26 protein-coding genes are annotated in these 15,619 nt (G+C 57.4%); all 26 read left to right on the top strand.

Annotated features, from left to right (window positions below):
• The first annotated feature begins 2 nt into the window (after positions 1 to 2).
• The 26 genes from RBH10_RS12795 to RBH10_RS12920 all read left to right on the top strand — a co-directional run bounded on the left by RBH10_RS12795 (position 3) and on the right by RBH10_RS12920 (position 15,495).
• Entirely contained in the window at positions 3 to 179 is a 177-nt protein-coding gene (locus RBH10_RS12795; RefSeq protein ID WP_281036943.1) for a hypothetical protein, read from the top strand.
• Between the two features lie 112 nt (positions 180 to 291).
• Complete coding sequence (locus RBH10_RS12800; RefSeq protein WP_281036942.1) at positions 292 to 618, top strand: hypothetical protein; 327 nt, start codon at positions 292 to 294, stop codon at positions 616 to 618.
• A 242-nt stretch (positions 619 to 860) separates the two neighbouring features.
• Complete coding sequence (locus RBH10_RS12805) at positions 861 to 1,268, top strand: hypothetical protein (protein ID WP_281036941.1); 408 nt, start codon at positions 861 to 863, stop codon at positions 1,266 to 1,268.
• 20 nt (positions 1,269 to 1,288) lie between these two features.
• Positions 1,289 to 1,702: a hypothetical protein gene (locus RBH10_RS12810; RefSeq protein WP_281036940.1), complete on the top strand. Its 414-nt coding sequence runs from the start codon at positions 1,289 to 1,291 to the stop codon at positions 1,700 to 1,702.
• A 65-nt stretch (positions 1,703 to 1,767) separates the two neighbouring features.
• Positions 1,768 to 2,076 (top strand): endonuclease, encoded by a 309-nt coding sequence (locus RBH10_RS12815; protein WP_281036939.1) that lies wholly within the window; start codon positions 1,768 to 1,770, stop codon positions 2,074 to 2,076.
• Positions 2,073 to 2,432, top strand: coding sequence for a hypothetical protein (locus RBH10_RS12820; RefSeq protein ID WP_281036938.1), 360 nt, complete (start codon positions 2,073 to 2,075; stop codon positions 2,430 to 2,432). Before RBH10_RS12815 ends, RBH10_RS12820 begins: the two co-directional genes overlap by 4 nt.
• Positions 2,398 to 2,913, top strand: coding sequence for a hypothetical protein (locus RBH10_RS12825; protein WP_281036937.1), 516 nt, complete (start codon positions 2,398 to 2,400; stop codon positions 2,911 to 2,913). Before RBH10_RS12820 ends, RBH10_RS12825 begins: the two co-directional genes overlap by 35 nt.
• Entirely contained in the window at positions 2,906 to 3,109 is a 204-nt protein-coding gene (locus tag RBH10_RS12830; RefSeq protein WP_281036936.1) for a helix-turn-helix transcriptional regulator, read from the top strand. Before RBH10_RS12825 ends, RBH10_RS12830 begins: the two co-directional genes overlap by 8 nt.
• Positions 3,106 to 3,264, top strand: a complete 159-nt coding sequence (locus tag RBH10_RS12835; RefSeq protein WP_281036935.1) for a hypothetical protein — start codon at positions 3,106 to 3,108, stop codon at positions 3,262 to 3,264. The genes RBH10_RS12830 and RBH10_RS12835 overlap by 4 nt, the downstream gene beginning before the upstream one ends.
• Positions 3,265 to 3,365: 101 nt before the next feature.
• The gene (locus RBH10_RS12840) at positions 3,366 to 4,121 is read left to right on the top strand and encodes a DNA cytosine methyltransferase (RefSeq protein ID WP_281036934.1); all 756 of its coding nucleotides are present in this window, start codon (positions 3,366 to 3,368) and stop codon (positions 4,119 to 4,121) included.
• Complete coding sequence (locus RBH10_RS12845; protein WP_281036933.1) at positions 4,118 to 4,459, top strand: hypothetical protein; 342 nt, start codon at positions 4,118 to 4,120, stop codon at positions 4,457 to 4,459. Before RBH10_RS12840 ends, RBH10_RS12845 begins: the two co-directional genes overlap by 4 nt.
• Positions 4,456 to 4,998 carry a helix-turn-helix domain-containing protein gene (locus RBH10_RS12850; protein ID WP_281036932.1) on the top strand — a complete coding sequence of 181 codons (543 nt, stop codon included), beginning with the start codon at positions 4,456 to 4,458 and terminating at the stop codon, positions 4,996 to 4,998. The genes RBH10_RS12845 and RBH10_RS12850 overlap by 4 nt, the downstream gene beginning before the upstream one ends.
• A complete protein-coding gene (locus tag RBH10_RS12855) occupies positions 4,995 to 5,474 on the top strand; it encodes a hypothetical protein (RefSeq protein ID WP_281036931.1) in 480 nt (159 codons plus the stop codon). Before RBH10_RS12850 ends, RBH10_RS12855 begins: the two co-directional genes overlap by 4 nt.
• Positions 5,471 to 6,385, top strand: coding sequence for a hypothetical protein (locus RBH10_RS12860; protein WP_281036930.1), 915 nt, complete (start codon positions 5,471 to 5,473; stop codon positions 6,383 to 6,385). Before RBH10_RS12855 ends, RBH10_RS12860 begins: the two co-directional genes overlap by 4 nt.
• A complete protein-coding gene (locus tag RBH10_RS12865; RefSeq protein WP_113382113.1) occupies positions 6,385 to 6,564 on the top strand; it encodes a DUF1150 family protein in 180 nt (59 codons plus the stop codon). Before RBH10_RS12860 ends, RBH10_RS12865 begins: the two co-directional genes overlap by 1 nt.
• 867 nt (positions 6,565 to 7,431) lie before the next feature.
• Positions 7,432 to 7,851, top strand: a complete 420-nt coding sequence (locus RBH10_RS12870) for a hypothetical protein (RefSeq protein WP_281036929.1) — start codon at positions 7,432 to 7,434, stop codon at positions 7,849 to 7,851.
• Positions 7,852 to 7,881: 30 nt separating this feature from the next.
• The gene (locus tag RBH10_RS12875; protein ID WP_281036928.1) at positions 7,882 to 8,061 is read left to right on the top strand and encodes a hypothetical protein; all 180 of its coding nucleotides are present in this window, start codon (positions 7,882 to 7,884) and stop codon (positions 8,059 to 8,061) included.
• A gap of 225 nt (positions 8,062 to 8,286) precedes the next feature.
• Positions 8,287 to 8,901: a terminase small subunit gene (locus tag RBH10_RS12880; RefSeq protein ID WP_281036927.1), complete on the top strand. Its 615-nt coding sequence runs from the start codon at positions 8,287 to 8,289 to the stop codon at positions 8,899 to 8,901.
• A complete protein-coding gene (locus RBH10_RS12885) occupies positions 8,865 to 10,316 on the top strand; it encodes a PBSX family phage terminase large subunit (protein ID WP_281036926.1) in 1,452 nt (483 codons plus the stop codon). Before RBH10_RS12880 ends, RBH10_RS12885 begins: the two co-directional genes overlap by 37 nt.
• A 9-nt stretch (positions 10,317 to 10,325) precedes the next feature.
• Positions 10,326 to 11,696, top strand: coding sequence for an anti-CBASS protein Acb1 family protein (locus RBH10_RS12890; protein WP_281036925.1), 1,371 nt, complete (start codon positions 10,326 to 10,328; stop codon positions 11,694 to 11,696).
• Between the two features lie 2 nt (positions 11,697 to 11,698).
• Positions 11,699 to 11,959, top strand: coding sequence for a hypothetical protein (locus RBH10_RS12895; RefSeq protein ID WP_111784365.1), 261 nt, complete (start codon positions 11,699 to 11,701; stop codon positions 11,957 to 11,959).
• Positions 11,959 to 13,080, top strand: coding sequence for a hypothetical protein (locus tag RBH10_RS12900; RefSeq protein ID WP_281036924.1), 1,122 nt, complete (start codon positions 11,959 to 11,961; stop codon positions 13,078 to 13,080). Before RBH10_RS12895 ends, RBH10_RS12900 begins: the two co-directional genes overlap by 1 nt.
• Before the next feature lie 2 nt (positions 13,081 to 13,082).
• Positions 13,083 to 13,532, top strand: coding sequence for a hypothetical protein (locus RBH10_RS12905; protein WP_281036923.1), 450 nt, complete (start codon positions 13,083 to 13,085; stop codon positions 13,530 to 13,532).
• Between the two features lie 11 nt (positions 13,533 to 13,543).
• Complete coding sequence (locus RBH10_RS12910) at positions 13,544 to 14,578, top strand: major capsid protein (RefSeq protein WP_112521877.1); 1,035 nt, start codon at positions 13,544 to 13,546, stop codon at positions 14,576 to 14,578.
• 53 nt (positions 14,579 to 14,631) lie between these two features.
• Positions 14,632 to 14,997: a hypothetical protein gene (locus RBH10_RS12915; protein WP_281036921.1), complete on the top strand. Its 366-nt coding sequence runs from the start codon at positions 14,632 to 14,634 to the stop codon at positions 14,995 to 14,997.
• Between the two features lie 6 nt (positions 14,998 to 15,003).
• Positions 15,004 to 15,495, top strand: a complete 492-nt coding sequence (locus tag RBH10_RS12920) for a DnaT-like ssDNA-binding protein (protein ID WP_281036920.1) — start codon at positions 15,004 to 15,006, stop codon at positions 15,493 to 15,495.
• The last annotated feature ends 124 nt before the right edge of the window (positions 15,496 to 15,619 follow it).

A 15,619-nucleotide genomic window follows, 5' to 3' on the forward strand; every position in this document is an offset into this window, starting at 1 on the left:
TCATGAAGAAGCTGGTTCGCAGACTGATGGCTGGGATGGCGATCATAGGGTTTGCCATCTCCGGATGGCGGGTCGTACCGACGCTTTCAATAGTCGATGCATTTGCCGTGTCCCTCGGTCTTTTCGCGATCGTTACACATCAGGTTGATGTTCTTATCACAGGGGAGTGGCCGGCATGATCGCCTCTATGCACCCTGATCAACAGCAACTCCTCATCTACGCATCGGTATTCTTCTCGGCATTCATCGTGTCGGCGGTACTAGCGCACCTGGCATTCTCGGGGCGGAAGTGATGAGCAATCTCAGTTCCAAAGATATCAAGTCGGTACGCAAGGCTCATGTTTGTGAGCAGTGCAACACGACAATCGAAGTGGGTCATCCAGCAGATTACTCCTTCGGTATTTGGGAGGGGTATCCCTACAGCGTCTACGTCCACCCAGAGTGCAGGACGGCAGCGCATGAATATGCCGAGCTGAACGACCTGTGGTTCGAAGATTACCCGTGGTTTCAGTACATGGATGACAGCGAACATGGCCATCATGGCTGGCTTCTTGACAAGCACCCGCTCGTAGCAAAGCGGCTCAATATTGAACCCAAACTGAGCGGCACGTCCCCCTGACGCTCAGCGCTGGTCGCTTTCATCCCGCTCCCGATGGGCGACCAGCACTCTTACTAACGTCCTCCCCCGCAGCCTTGCGATGACTGCGGCAAGGGGGACGGCAAGTGGTTCGAACCCGACGAGTGCGGCGGGCCTGGAGACGGCGGTTTGATTGGCATCTGTGCCGCCGTCTCCATCAGTTTCAAAGCCTTTGTGCATGTTGGCCTCCGTTGACGCCGCCAACCTCGCACAAAGGATGAAGAATGTCTGACAATAGGTTTTCACGAAACGTAAATTTTGTTTCAGAGGATGAAATGTCTAGTACTGCGTTAGTCGAAGCAAAGGACTGGTACGACAAGCTTATGGCCTTGGAATTTCGAGGCCGTGGTGATCGTGAAAAGTCTGCCCGTGGGCGAGTAGCCGATAACATCGGTGTCCCTGAGACGTGGCTGTTCGACCTTCAATACAAGTCCAGTGGCAAGAAAGACGTACGCGGTGCGCTCTATCGAGCCCTCATGCTTGGCATCCAGAAATACGACGACCTTTGCCAGAAAAACGAGGAAGCGGCGGATCGGTACAAGGCCGATCGCCTGAAACGACGAGGCAATCATGAAACGGCTGACGAAAAGCCTGCTCAGGCGGGCTTGGGAATGGATTCGTCTGAGGTTTGAGAGAAGGAAAGGATAGCGGAATGGCCAGCATCACTGTGAAAACTGGAGTAGCGAAGAGTGTTCGATACCTGAAAGCAGACTGCGGCGTCCGTTATTGGGAAGATGCCGAAGTTAATGGTGTTGAAGACGAAGACGGCAACATCCCGTGCAGAAATGGAGACAGTTGGCAGCCCGTAATCGATCTCAACACGGGCAAGATAGAAGGATGGCCAGAAGGTACAACCGCAGATCTGCACTACAAAGTCTGTGATGCGGGTGTTTACACGCTGCTAGATGAAAACCGGGAAGCCGTTAAGCAGATTGATGGCTATGTGCCGAAGATCATGTGCCCCGGAGGTTCTGGTTATGGCGATTACGTCATCATGAAGATTGGCGCAGATGGCTTGATCGATAATTTCAATCTCGACCTCGGGCCGTTCGAGGTCGATGAATGAGAACTGCAGAGATATTCCTCCCGTGGCCAGACAAACGGCTCAACCCCAACGCACGGCACCATTTTATGCAGGTCGCCCGCGCCAAGAAGGCCGCGAAGCGCACCGCCCATTATCTCGTGCTGGAAGCGGGTATCGGCAAAATCAACACCACAGCCATCAACGTGAAGCTGTCGTTCTATCCGCCAAGCAAGCGCCACTACGACGCCGACAACCTCATAGCAGCCCATAAGGCAGCGCTTGACGGCATTTCGGATGCCATCGGCATTGACGACAGTAAATTCATCATCAGCGCCACGCCCCACGGTCCAGTCGAAAAGAACGGCATGGTGAAGGTTTCGCTGTCTTGGGAAGACGCGGGCGAGGTGGCAGCATGACCGGTCCTGAAAAAGAAGCCCTCAACGTCCTGCAGCCCTTCCTCGGTGAAGAACTGGCTAAAGCGATTGTCGAATTCCGCCGCCACACAAAGAAAGCGCCACTCACGGGTTATGCCGCCAAGCTTCTGATGAAGGAATACCAGATCACCGGAAACCCGCTTGCGGCTGCCGAAATGCAGATTTCGATGAACTGGCAGGGTTTCAAAGCCAACTGGTATTTCAACGAGCTTGCCAAGACAGGCCAGCGCCACCCGCACCAGCCGCCGCAGCGCCGCACTGGCGACATGGCAGATTTCACCAACGATTTGATGGAGGGGTTCTATGAACGCTCAAAGCTTCCGACCATCAACCATTGAGGCGCTGAAATCTCTTTGGGTGGCGTTGCCGGTCCGCGCGTCTAACGATGGAGCCGACGGCGATCCTCGCGAACGGCAGATGGCTATCCTCCAGCTTTATTGCGACGTGCTTTCAGAGTGTAGCGAGACGGCTATCTGGAACACGGTCAACAACCTGCGCGCAGGCAAGATTGAAGACGCAAGCAAGAGCTTCTGTCCGAAGGCGCCAGAACTCGCCGTAATGGTTCGGAGTGAGCAGGCGCGGCTTGATGCCATCAACCGGCCGAAGGCGATACCGTATCAGCCCAAGCCCAGAGACTATCTCGTCCATGCTGTGATGCAGCGAAAGGTAACGGGCGAGCTTGCCAAGCAGGGATATCGCTGCATCGCCAAGGATGTTGACCACATCATGTCGATCAACATGTGGAAGAAGAAGGAGCGGTCTGTAGGCTCCCGCTGGTTCGCATCGTTGCAGGAAGTATGGGAGCCGCCGCATGTGTGATTGCCCTCTCTCCGAAACAGAACTGCGCATCGTGCTCTGGTTATCCGATGGAAAGGACTGTCAGGACATCGCCATAATCCTGGAGCGCAGCAAGATGACTGTCACCCGGCATATCGCCTCGGCCTACAACAAGACCGGCACCCACAATATGCACGGCCTCGTCGCCTTCGTTCTTCGGAAGGGATGGCTCGAATGACCGCAGTTCCCAAGGGCGTCCATCACGCCAAATCGGCAGGAAGCGACCGCAAGAAGCGAGAGACGGCCATCCACCGCATCATCGACCAATACCAGCAGGGGCGCGGTGCATCGGCCTGTATGGACGAGATCATGCGCATTCTCGGCAGGAAGTGAACCATGGCTTTTCTGATGACCCACCCCATCCAATGGAACGGCTCAAGCACCAGCTTTGGACCGGCGTTTGACGACTGCCACATGTCGAGGAGGTTGGTGTGATGGCCGCCTATTACAACGAGATCGACCCCTATGCCGCTCAATGGCTTCGCAACCTCATAGCAAAGAACCTCATCGCTCCGGGCGATGTTGACGAAAGGAGCATCGTTGATGTCCAGCCGGATGACCTCAAGGGTTATACGCAGTGCCACTTCTTCGCAGGCATCGGCGGATGGCCGTATGCCCTCCGACTTGCTGGATGGGATGACGATAGAGAAGTCTGGACTGGCTCCTGTCCGTGTCAGCCGATTTCGAGCGCTGGACAGCACAAAGGCCATGCCGACGAACGCCACCTCTGGCCCGCTTTTCACCGCCTCATCTCCGAGTGCGGCCCTTCAGTTGTCTTTGGAGAGCAAGTTGCAAACGAGGATGGCAGGGAATGGCTCTCCGCTGTTCGAGCTGATCTGGAAGCACTGGGATATGCATGCGGGGCCGCCGATCTATGCGCTGCGGGCGTTGGTGCGCCGCATGCACGACAAAGGCTGTTTTGGGTGGCAGACGCCGAGGGCACGGGGGGACGCTGGAGGGAGGGCCTGGAGGCGAGGACACGCAAAGCGGCTGGAGGACCAAGCCCGTCTGTTCGGGATGAGCCTTGGCCTGACGGAAGAGGAAGCGGCTCGTCACTCGCTGTCGGTGACGTTCTGTCGCCGTCTTATGGGGTACCCCAGCGAGTGGGCCAACTGCGCGCCTACGGCAATGCCATCGTGCCGCAAGTCGCGGCAGAAGTGATCGGCGCCTACATGGAGATCGCAGCATGAACCACTTCGCCGCATATACCAAACCAGTACCCGGCGGCCATTGGGCCATGTGCCGCTTCGCCCAGAACGCGCAGCCGTGGCCGATCCTTGAGGGCGACAAGCCGAAGGTTTTTCCGGTGCAGGCCGACGCGCTTATCGCGGCCCAGGGACACGTCATCAAGCACATCAACGGCACGATGCGCCGCGACGGTGAGACGATCAAAGCCGTCAGCGATGCCGATGCCCACTTTAACCTCAAGCCCTTCGTCAAAGCCAAGGGCAGCAACAAGCGAACCATTGTCGAGAAGGTGGGACGCAAGGGCAAAGAGATCAGTGTGGAAAGGAGGGAAATGGCATGAACCACCACGTCACCCTAACCCCATCGCAAAGAGCATGGCACGAAGCTGCAAAGGCCAGAGAGGCGGATAGAGCGCTGAAAGCCAGCCGTCTGGCTCTGCGTGTCCAAAGTGAAAGTGTCTCGTCTCCAGTCTTCGTGCGGGCAAACCGCTCACCGACTTGGAGCAAGGAGCCATCCAATTTCGATGCACATGTCTGGTGCTGGCGGGCTTGGATACGAGAGCAAGTCGATATCGCGGGCAGTCCAACGCGGACATACATCAGAAAGCGCGCGCTAGACTTCGGGCTGAGCTACGCGCAGATGGCCGATTGCCGACGGTTCAAGCACGTCGTAATCGTGAAGCACCTCATCATGTGGGAGATCAAGACCAAACTCGACCCGGACATGAGCTTTCCAGAACTGGGGCGTCACTTCGGCGGTCTCGATCATACCTCGGTCCTTTATGCCGTCCGCAAGATACAGGTGATGGTCGACAACGGTACGCTTGAAGCTGCATTGGCAAAGTGGCACAGGGCCAACGGGAAGGCGAGGGCGCGATGACCAGCCACCCGGCAGCCGATCTGTTCCCCGAGACTATCACCAAGCGCCCACGGTCGCCAAACGGCATCAATGTGCACCGGTTCCTTGAGGGTTATGGCATCAAGGTTCTCCCCTACACAGACGCTCGAGGCTGGAAGGACCGGCCGGCGAACGTTGTTTACGGAGGGCGAACAGTAGCGCGCCTGATGCGCAGGGACATGGAATTGACAGGGCTGGTGGTCCGCTGCATTCAGACCAGCAACCCCACATGTTTCGATGACGTGGTGATCCTGTCGGTATGGAGGTTTATTTCGGCCCATATGGCCCACAGGAAGGCCCCAGACGTCATTCAGGAGTTCGGGCGCGTAGACCTAGCCCAGATCAAGAAACGCGCTCACCGCCTCGTAAATGGAAGCTACGGGCGGATGGGCAAGACATGGGAAAAGATCGGCACGTTGTTGGCCGATGCTATGATTGAACAGGAGCAGGCGGCATGAGGATTTCCGAGCAACAGACCTACCTCGATATGGCTGGGCGCCGAGTGTTTATCGTCAGGCGAGAAAAGCTCATAGATCAAACTACCCGGCGTCAGGATCAATTCTGGACCTACATCGGTTATCAGGTGGACCGAGACGGAAACCGTATTGGCGAGCCACGCGGATGGAAGTCAGACGGTAGAGACTGGACCGGCGACATGGATGGCAACATTATCCGTGAAGCCGATATCGGCATGTCGATAACGGAGCCGCAGGCCATCATTCTGGAGCGGCTTATCGAGGCCATGGAGACGGATATGGCGCTCCCTATCGCCACCGGTCCTAAGCTGTTCGGAAATGCCTGGCCTGAAACCTCCTCAACCAGCACAGAAATCCGTGGGCATGAAACGGTGGAGCTTGTCGCGGGAGAAGAGCACATTACCCGGCAGCGCCATGCAGCGGTCAACGATCTGACCGAGCGCAGGGCGAAGTGCAGCAGGCCTCGTATCGGGCGGATGGAAGAGGCTTTCTCCTGGGTGTCGTTGGTGTTTGATGATGAAGACCGCAAGATTTTGCTTGCCTATGCAGAAGTGAAGGCGAAAGGATGGGAGTTTAAGCGCTTCATCGAGAACAGAAACCGCCGTAGCCCTCACAAAAATGCATGGGTTAAACGAACGATATTGCGTAAAATTACAAAAACACTGCAAGAAGTTGAAACGAAGTTGCGCAAGCGTGCAATTATCTTGCGTGATTGTGCCGGTTTACATGTGTCACACGAAGAGGCAAAACACTCATGCAAATCGATAACGTCAACGGTTTGTGGGCGGGATGAAGAGATAAACCGGCATGCAGCGCCGATGAATAGCCCCGCAAATATCACAACGGCCGCCGAACGTGAAGCACGACGGCGCGCCAAGCTGGAGGCGGCATAATGCAGCAGCCCCAAACAAAACGAACCGGCGAAGGCTACGTCAAGAAGATCGTGCATGAAGGCATAGACTGCTTTGCACTCTTCGATGAAGACGGGAACGCCATTGTCATCACGGATAACCGGTCGGTGACATTCTTCACAGCGGCGGATCGGGATATCACCGTCCGCATGCTGAATTAACACTCGGGAGCGCGTTTGCGTGCGAGGCTTCGGCCTCCCCGGTGACATCAGGAAGCGGCCAGCCAACTCGGGCATGGGCGGGCACGATAAAGAGAAATGCCAATCTCTGCCGCTCCTGATAAAATTCGCATGACGACGCGGTAATTAGCCAAGGCCGTCCTCCCCGCAAGGGTGTAGAGTAATCTGGGTAGTTGGCGCCCAGCATGCGAAAGTTTCGGTCGATTGGCCGAAGAACTCCAAGGTTGCGCGCTTCCGATAGCGCCTTGGTTTAAAGATTCTCGGAGCGTGGTGGCAGAGTGGTAGTGCCGCAAGGTAGAGACGCCTAGATGCCATGAGGGACGCGAAACCGATCAGTACGTGCGCGGCAAATTAAGGCCCCGCGGAATCTCGGCCCGCTTATTCGCCCAACAGGGCAACGGAATGCGAGGCGGCGCTGAAACGCAGAAGCGCATGCGAGATGCCAAGCTTCATGCTGGTGGTGTCAGGGCATATTCTAGATAAGCCACGGTAGCGTGTGGCCCTCGCAGCAAATCAGGAAGGCGGGCATAGCTCGTGAAGGTTGGGGTTCGTGCCTGGCCGTTCCTTCCTGCGCAGCCGACGATCGGCTCTAAACTTCGCAGTCGGGTAACGGGTCTGGGGAAGCCCTCGTAGACAGACGCCGCATGCGGGCCGATTAAGGCGTACACCAAAAGGTTTTGGCATACCTGCATGCTTGGGTTGAACCATCCATGCTAAGTCATTTCACCAGCCCCGCCCGTAACAAGGTGGGGCTTTCTGCATTCACGATCCCGACAGATCAAGATGTTGCGCAACGGGCGGGCGGGGTGTCGGCCCCGCTCGTCCATCCTTCCGACAAAGGATTTCAATATGACCGACAATGCTATTGCCCCGCTCTCCCAAGTTCAGGAGAACATCCGCAACAAGATCAAGGCCGAGTTCGTCAATCTCATCCCGGATGAGATGTGGAGCGCTATGGTTGCCAGCGTGGTCGAGGATTTCACGTCTAACGTTGAGGAGCGGTATGGCCGCATGGAGAAGCGAGAGTCTCCGATGAAGCGGATGATCCGCGAGGAGATCGAAGCGCAAGTCAAGGCGTCCATCAAAGCCAAGATTGATGCCCTCGGGCAATCAACATGGGACGGTTTAGGCGAACGGATTATGTCCGATGCGATGAACAAGCTCATTGCCGAACACTTTGAAACGGTCCTGGCATCGGTCAACGCAGGTATGACCAGCATGATGATCAATGCTGCTATCAATAACTTGCGCCAATCGATGATGCGCTAACCCTATTCCCCCGCCCACATGGAGAGAGCGATGACGACCATCCAACTGGATAACCACCACGTCTACACGCAGAACCGGGAAACAGGGGAGAGGGAGAAGGCAATCCCGTCTCCCTACTATCACAGCCTCTTCAAGTGGCTCTGGCTTCGTTTGACTGGGTATCGCGACGGCTACGGGCGCAAAGCAGCCCTGTTTGTGCCTTGGCGCTGACACCCCATGACCACCACCGAGCAAGAGCGGTCTATAGGCCAATCTCTGCTTTGATCCAGTTTAGCGGTTGGGTGACCATGAAACCTTCGGGATCTCCGATAGTGCAAATACGGGTTCCCTGAGGAATACCCCACATCGATGCCACGTGGTTGAAATTCACCATCACTTCGGTGCCTGTTAAAGAAGTCAGTTTCAGCCACATTCTCGAATCCCCCAAGGTTACCCATGCCAGTACTCAAGAATGCACGGCACGAGACTTTCGCGCAAGGGTTGGCAAAGGGCCTGACTGCGGATGAGGCGTACCAGAAGGCGGGCTTCAAACCGAACCGGGGCAACGCAGCGACACTAAAGCATAATCAAAGCATTTCAAAACGCGTGTCCGAGCTTTTGGAATGGGAGCAAATAGTAGAACGCAGAGCCACAGAGAAGGCCGTAGAGAAGCTCGCCATCACCAAGGAGCGTGTTCTAGCAGAGCTTGCGAAGATCGGCTTTGCGGACATCAGGAAGGCCATCAGATGGCAAGGAACGCTGGTCACTGAGGAAGACAACCCAGATGGCGGTGACGTGCTGGTCATCAAGAATGTGGTGACGAACAACGTCCAGCTTATTTCGAGTGACGAGATAGACGACGACACGGCCGGCGCCATCGCTGAGATCAGCCAGAACGCAACGGGCGGTATCAAGATCAAGCTTCACGACAAGAAGGGCGCTCTTGTCGACATAGGCAAGCACCTGGGCATGTTCGTAGAGCGCCATGAGCATTCTGGCCCCGAGGGTGGCCCCATACAGACAGAGACGAGGACATGGCGAGAGGTTCTGCGGCAAGAGACGAAGGACTGATCGCCGCCGCCACGCTTACCAACCCGGCGCTATTCGACTTCTGGGAGCAGGTATTTTTCGGGGAGAATGACATTGCCGTTCTCCACGGTGGTCGCTCAAGCTCGAAGACGAGGGACACGGCCTGCCAGTTGGTTCGGCTGGTCAATCACGTTGGCGTCAGGATGCGCGTTCTCTGCATCCGGCGCTTTCAGAACCGCATTCAAGAATCGGTCTACACCGAACTGAAGTGGGCAATCGCTCATCTCGGCCTGACAGACGCCTACGAGATCCAGAAGACAACTATCATCCACCGGGCAACCGGCTCGGAGTTCATATTCTACGGGATCGAGCGAAACCTTGAAGACATCAAGGGTACGTCCGACGTTGATATCCTCTGGGTGGAAGAAGCAGAGAAGCTTACAGAGGATCAATGGCTGGTCATCGGCCCCACGATCCGCAAGGAAGACAGCCTGGCAATCCTCCTCTTCAACCCGAAGATGGTCACGGATTACGTCTGGAAGAACTTCGTCATCAATACGCCACCTCACTGCGTGGTGCACCAGATCAATTACACCGAGAACCCTTTCCTGTCGGAGAAGGCAAAGCGTGATATCGCGGCAATGCAGGCGCGCGACAAAGAGACGTTCGAACACATCTATGGCGGCGTCCCGCTTGGTGACAGCGAGCTATCCATCTTCAAGCGGCGCTGGCTGGATGCCTGCGTGGATGCTCACAAGGTGCTCAAGATCGAGCTTACAGGCCGAAACATCATCGGCTTTGACCCCGCCGACGACGGCGAGGACAAGAGCGCGACTGTCGATAAGATCGATGGCATTTTCACGGATGCCGAAGACTGGTCGTCGGGCAAGGATCAGCTGGTGCAGAATGCCAAGCGGGTTTGGGCCAAGGCGAAGCACGCAGGGGCTACCGTGTCATACGATACCATCGGCGTGGGTGCCTTCGTCGGCGGCTACATCGATGAGCAAAACGAAGAGAACGGATCCAGCGTAGATCACTTCGCCTTCCATGCCGGCGGGGCTGTCATGGACCCGGATGAACCGAGCGATACGCTGAACAGCAACAGCCCGCTCAACAAGCATGAATATCTGAACCTGAAGGCGCAGGCGTGGGCGAACACAGCCCGCCGCGCCATGCTGACGTTCAATGCCGTCACACGAGGGCAAGCGATACGCACAGAGGATGTTCTGTCGTTCTCGTCGGCTATCGGCAAGGAAAAGCTCGAAGCGCTGTTTACGGAACTCTGCGTGCCTTGGTGGGTCGAGACGGAAGGCAAGAAGCGCGTCGTACCCAAAGTGAAGCTCAAGAAGGATCTGGGCGTCAAATCGCATAACCTGGCCGACGCACTGATCGCGGCCGACAATGTGAACATCGCAAGCTCTGGCGTTGCCATGTTCCTGACATCACGTCACCGATAAGAGGCACCGATGAACAATGTTGTGATGCTGGCGAACAGAGCAGTGCGCCAGCTGGGCGCTATGTTCCCCGGCTTCTTTCCTGGTCAGAAGCATGACTATAACAAGGATTTCGGCTACCCAGACGCGCTAACGTTCGATCTGCTGTACCGCATGTATTGCCGCAACGGCATTGCAACGGCCGCCGTCGACAAGACTGCACTCAAGACATGGCAGGACACGCCATTCTTGCTTGAACAGGAGCGTGACGGCTCACAGAAGGGCAAGAGCAAAGAAACCAAACTTGAGAAGGAGGTTCGCCTCAAGTTCGCGTCCATGCGTCTCTGGACCAAGCTGGCGGAAGCGGATCGCAAGTCGATGGTTGGCGGCTACTCCGGTGTCATTCTTCGGCTGAGGGATGGAAAGGAGTTTGACCAGCCTGTGGACCGGGTTGGCGGCGGCCTCAAAGGCCTCTATCGCATCGATCCAGTTTGGGCAGGCCAGTTGAAGGTAGCCGATTGGGATACGAACACGACGTCGGAGACCTATGGCGAACCGACGATGTACGAGTTCAACGAGGCCAATGTCGCTGACGACAACCCGAACAAGCGCAGCCTTCGAATTCATCCTGACCGCGTGCTGATCTGGTCGGAAGATGGATCGATCAATGGCCGCTCCCTTCTTGAGCCTGGCTACAATGACCTGATCGACCTAGAAAAGATCAAGGGCGCCGGCGGCGAGGGGTTCTGGAAGAACGCCAAGAGCGCTCCGGTGCTGGAAATGCCAGCCGACGTGCGTATCACGGAAATGGCCAAGGCCATGGGTGTTACGGTTCAGGACATAGCCGACAAAATGAATGAGCAGGTGGCCGACTTCCAGAAGGGGTTCGACCAGATGCTGATGCTGCAGGGCATGCAGGCCAAGACGCTCGGCGTCACGCTGCCAAGCCCGGAGCATTTCTGGTCTGCGCCACTTCAGTCTTTCGCCGCCTCTGTTGGCATTCCGTTGAAGGTGCTGGTTGGCAATCAGACAGGCGAGCGCGCATCGACGGAAGACGCCGACGAGTGGAACACCACCAACATGGCGCGGCGGGCGAACATCACCCACCCGAACGTCATGGAGCTTGTCACCAGACTGGTGACATGGGGAATACTGCCGGAGAAGGACTGGTTCATTGACCAGGCTGACCTCACCGAAAGCTCAATGACTGAAAAGGTCGATCGCGCCAATAAGATGGCCGACACCAACCAGAAGATGGGCACCACAACCTACGTCTTCACCGATGACGAGATCCGCGCAGCAGTCGGCTATGAGCCGCTGAGCGATGCAGACAAGTACCGGGATGAGACCGACGACGAGACGCAAGCCGCCCTCGGTAAACCGGCACCAACACAAGAGGAATAGTCATGGCTCCGCGGAACCAGTTTCCGTCGCGTGGTTCGCTTGACAGCGCCACCGACGCGTTTTCGATCGCGCCCAGCGACGGCGCCGACCTTGCAGATATCCCCCGCGCGATATGGGTAGGGACCGGCGGCAACGTCGCACTGGCAATGGCGTCTGGCAACGTCACGCTGCAGAACGTTCCAGACGGCACGATGCTTCCCGTTCGTCCCAGCAGGGTACTGGCTACCGGCACAACGGCCTCCAACATGGTGGGGTTGCTGTGATGGGTAAAACAGTTCGCATCAACATTCGATCTGTCGCCAATACGACGGCCATCCGTAAAGAAAAGCGCAACGGCCGCGATGTGGTGATCGTGCCCAGCGCCACGCTGCCGGACAACATCGTGATGAACGGTATCATGTACCCGGCCGACGAGATCGAAAAGAGCTTCGCCGGTCTGGAGCGGACGCCTGCTCCCCTTGGCCACCCGACCATAAACGGCAAGTTCGTCTCTGCCAAAGACCCGGAAGGCATCAACCTCGGCTGGATCGGGGCATGGAACGAAAACCTGCGCCGTGAGAATGGCCGGGTATTCCTCGACAAGGTGATCGACGTTGAAATGGCAAGCCGCTCAGAAGGCGGCAAGCGCGTCCTGAACGCGATCGAGAAGGGCGAGCCTGTCCACACCTCGACGGGCCTCTTTGCTCTCCTTGAGGCTGCAAACGGCGATGTGCCGTACAAGAATATCGCTCGCGAGATCGAGTTCGACCATGACGCAATCCTTCTTGATGAGGATGGCGCGGCTACGCCTGCTGACGGCGTTGGCATGATGGTCAACTCCAAAGGCGAGCAAGAAGAAATCGAGGTCATAAACTCCGCAGTAGAAGACGCGGATCGTGACCTGGATTGGGCAGTGGAACATCTCGCCCGTGCTCTGGACCGTCGGCAAAAGGCCGGCGTTCTAGATCGAATGAAAGCCGCGATATTGGAAGCCCTTGGCTTTTCCGAGCGGGAATCCTCAACCAATCGAAAGGAAGACGAAATGTCTGTCTCTGATGAGCAGTTCAAGGCGCTTTCCGATGAGGTCAAGACCCTCTCGGAGGGCATGGCCAAGATCGGCGAGACCATCGGCAATGCGGTGACTGCGGCACTCAAGCCCGTACTCGACGCACAGGCCGATCTGGTAGCCAACCAGAAAGCCAAGGAAGGTGCCGAAAAGGCTGAACTGGTCGAGAAGGTCGTGAAGGCGAGCCTGCTCACCGAACCCGTCGCCAAAGAACTGACGCTGAACGCGCTCAAGGAACTGGCGCCCAAGGCTGAGGTCGGCAAGGCAACCGGTCTCAATTCCGCATTCAAGGGCAACGGCGCTGACAAGGCCGCCCATAAGGCACCGGAGGGCGAATAATCATGGCTCGCTTCAACAAAATCTTTGCAGGCCCCTTCACTGAGGCAACCCCTCAGGTGCAGGAACGCGTCTGCGCCACCGCGGTTCTTCCCGGCACGGCGCTCGTGGAATCCGGTTCCAGCTTCGCCCAGGCCGGCGCTAACGCTGCTGGCAAAATCTACATCGCCCAGGACAACTACCTGGCGCTGAAGGACGTGGACACGGCATGGCTGGCGAACGACCGCGTCATCGGTATGGAGCCGCTCGATGAGCAGTTCTTCAACGTCCGTGTTCCGACCGGCACCAACATCACCCGTGGGGCCAACCTGACCACCAATGCCTCTGGCAAGTTTGTCCTCGCGACAACTGGTCAGAACGTCAAGATGGTGGCCGAAGAGGCCTACAACAACACGTCTGGCGCAGACCAGCTGGTGCGAGCCCGTAAGGCTCAGCCCGGTACGGTCCAGGCATAAGGAGAACCCAGATGCGCTATTTCTCTTCCCAGCTCATCGCCAACTCCCGGCCGCACGCCGCGTGGTGGGATGAAGTGAACGCCGACCGCGACTGGTTCCACAACATGGAAAACCAGATGGCGGCGGTTCAGAACGCTTCTGCCGTTCTTCCCCGCGACGCGTGGCTCGAACTCGACGGCATCACCCGTCGCGTCATGCGCGCCGACGAAGGCCAGGTGTGGATGGCCGACCTTATGCCGCTGGCCAAGCCGGTCAACATCGGCAAGCTCGTGGTGCTGAACCGCGTCTCCGGCGATGCCGGCGTTGTTGTCCGCTCCATGTCCGGCCAGGTGCCGGTTCCTCTGGACAAGGTCAACTACGACTACCGCGGCACCCCGGTCCCGATCTTCTCCACGGCCTATGGTCGCGAATGGCGGGAATGGAACACCCTTCAGTCGGAGAACTTCGACGCTCTGTCTGACGATCAGGAAGCCCACACCGCGAAGATCCGCCGTGACATGGCGCTCTACGCACTCAACGGCGACTCATCGATCGTCTTCCAGGGCTACACCGCCTACGGCATCCGCACGTCGCCGTTCTCGAAGATTTTGAACGTCGGTGCATCCGGCGCCAACATCAACCTGACGACGGCGACTGCTGACCAGATCGACGCATTCTTCACCCAGACCATGGGTGCAATGCTCGATGCCAACCTGGTCACCGGCAAGGTCAACCTCTATGTGTCGCCCGATATCGGCCGGCGCCTGGATATGTCCTACTCCGGCTCCTCCGGCTTCAAGGGCGGCACTCTGCTTCAGTACCTGCTGACCAACCGTCGCATCAACAAGATCGAAGTCAGCTTCGAACTGTCGGGCAACGAGTTCTTCGGCTTCGTACCGAGCGCCGAGTACATCCGCCCGCTCGTCGGCATGGCCGTGAACACGACCGCCAAGACCCGCCAGAACCCCACGGACAACTACCAGTTCCTCATCATGGGGGCGATGGGTATCGAAATCCGTGCGGACATCAACGGCAAGTCCGGCGTGTTCTACTCCACCAACACCTGATGACTGGCCTCGCTCTCGGGCGGGGCTGATCCTTCTCAACAGGAGACAATCCAATGAAAATTCGGATCAAGGCACCTTATACCGGCGCCACGTCGTCTGGCATTTATGGAGCCGACGCGAAGGAAATCGAGATCGGCACGGAACTGACGGTCAAGGAAGAGCCGATCGGCTGGGCTGGCCGGTACGATGTGATCGACAGCACTGACGCCAAGGACAAGGGTGGCGCCAAGACTGCCATCGTCAACCCCGCTGAAGCCAAGGCGCCATTCCAGGCCAAGGACAAGGGCGGCGGCTGGTGGGCCATCTATGACGCAGACGGCAAGGAAGTGAAGTCGCTCCGCAAGGATGACGCGGAAATCTTCAATGCCCTGTCCGACGAAGACAAGGCCGCGCACGTCGCGAGCCTGAAAGCGGAGTAACGAGACATGGCAGGCTATGGTGATGATGGCGGGTTTACCACATGGCTATCCGATAACGGGTATGTTCTCCCCGCTGAAGCGCCAGCGCCTGCTGTTCTCCGCAATCGTGGCAGCCAGTACATCGATGCGGTGTATGGTTCTCGGTTTCTCGGTTCTGTCGTTGACGCCACGCAGGAACGCCAGTGGCCACGTGAAGGCGCTATCGTGAATGGCAAGCTGTTGCCTTCCAATGTTGTGCCGGTCGCCGTCATCAATGCCTCCTATGAGGCGGCGTGGCAGGAGGCGAATAACCCCGGCGGCCTCAGTGTGGTCGGTTCGGCATCAGGCGCCGTTGTGCGTGAAAAAGTCGGCTCGCTGGAGGTGCAGTATGCGCACGCCAAGGAAGACGGCACGGCAGCATTCCTGACCCCTCTGATTTCGCTGGTCGACGGCATGCTGGCGCCATTCCTCAAGGATGAAGACCTGCAGTACATCGGCATCTGGTCTGTGGGGTGCTGAATTGGTAAGTTTCATTTGTGGAGCGGCGTATGAGAAATCAGAGGCCGACTAACGGCAGGGTTCCAATCTCCGGAGTAGGCGTAAGCTGAGTCCCGTAAAGCCCCGGTAGCCGCTCCACCCTCCA

This window comes from Rhizobium sp. AN73, assembly GCF_030757975.1.
Lineage (GTDB): Bacteria > Pseudomonadota > Alphaproteobacteria > Rhizobiales > Rhizobiaceae > Agrobacterium > Agrobacterium arsenijevicii.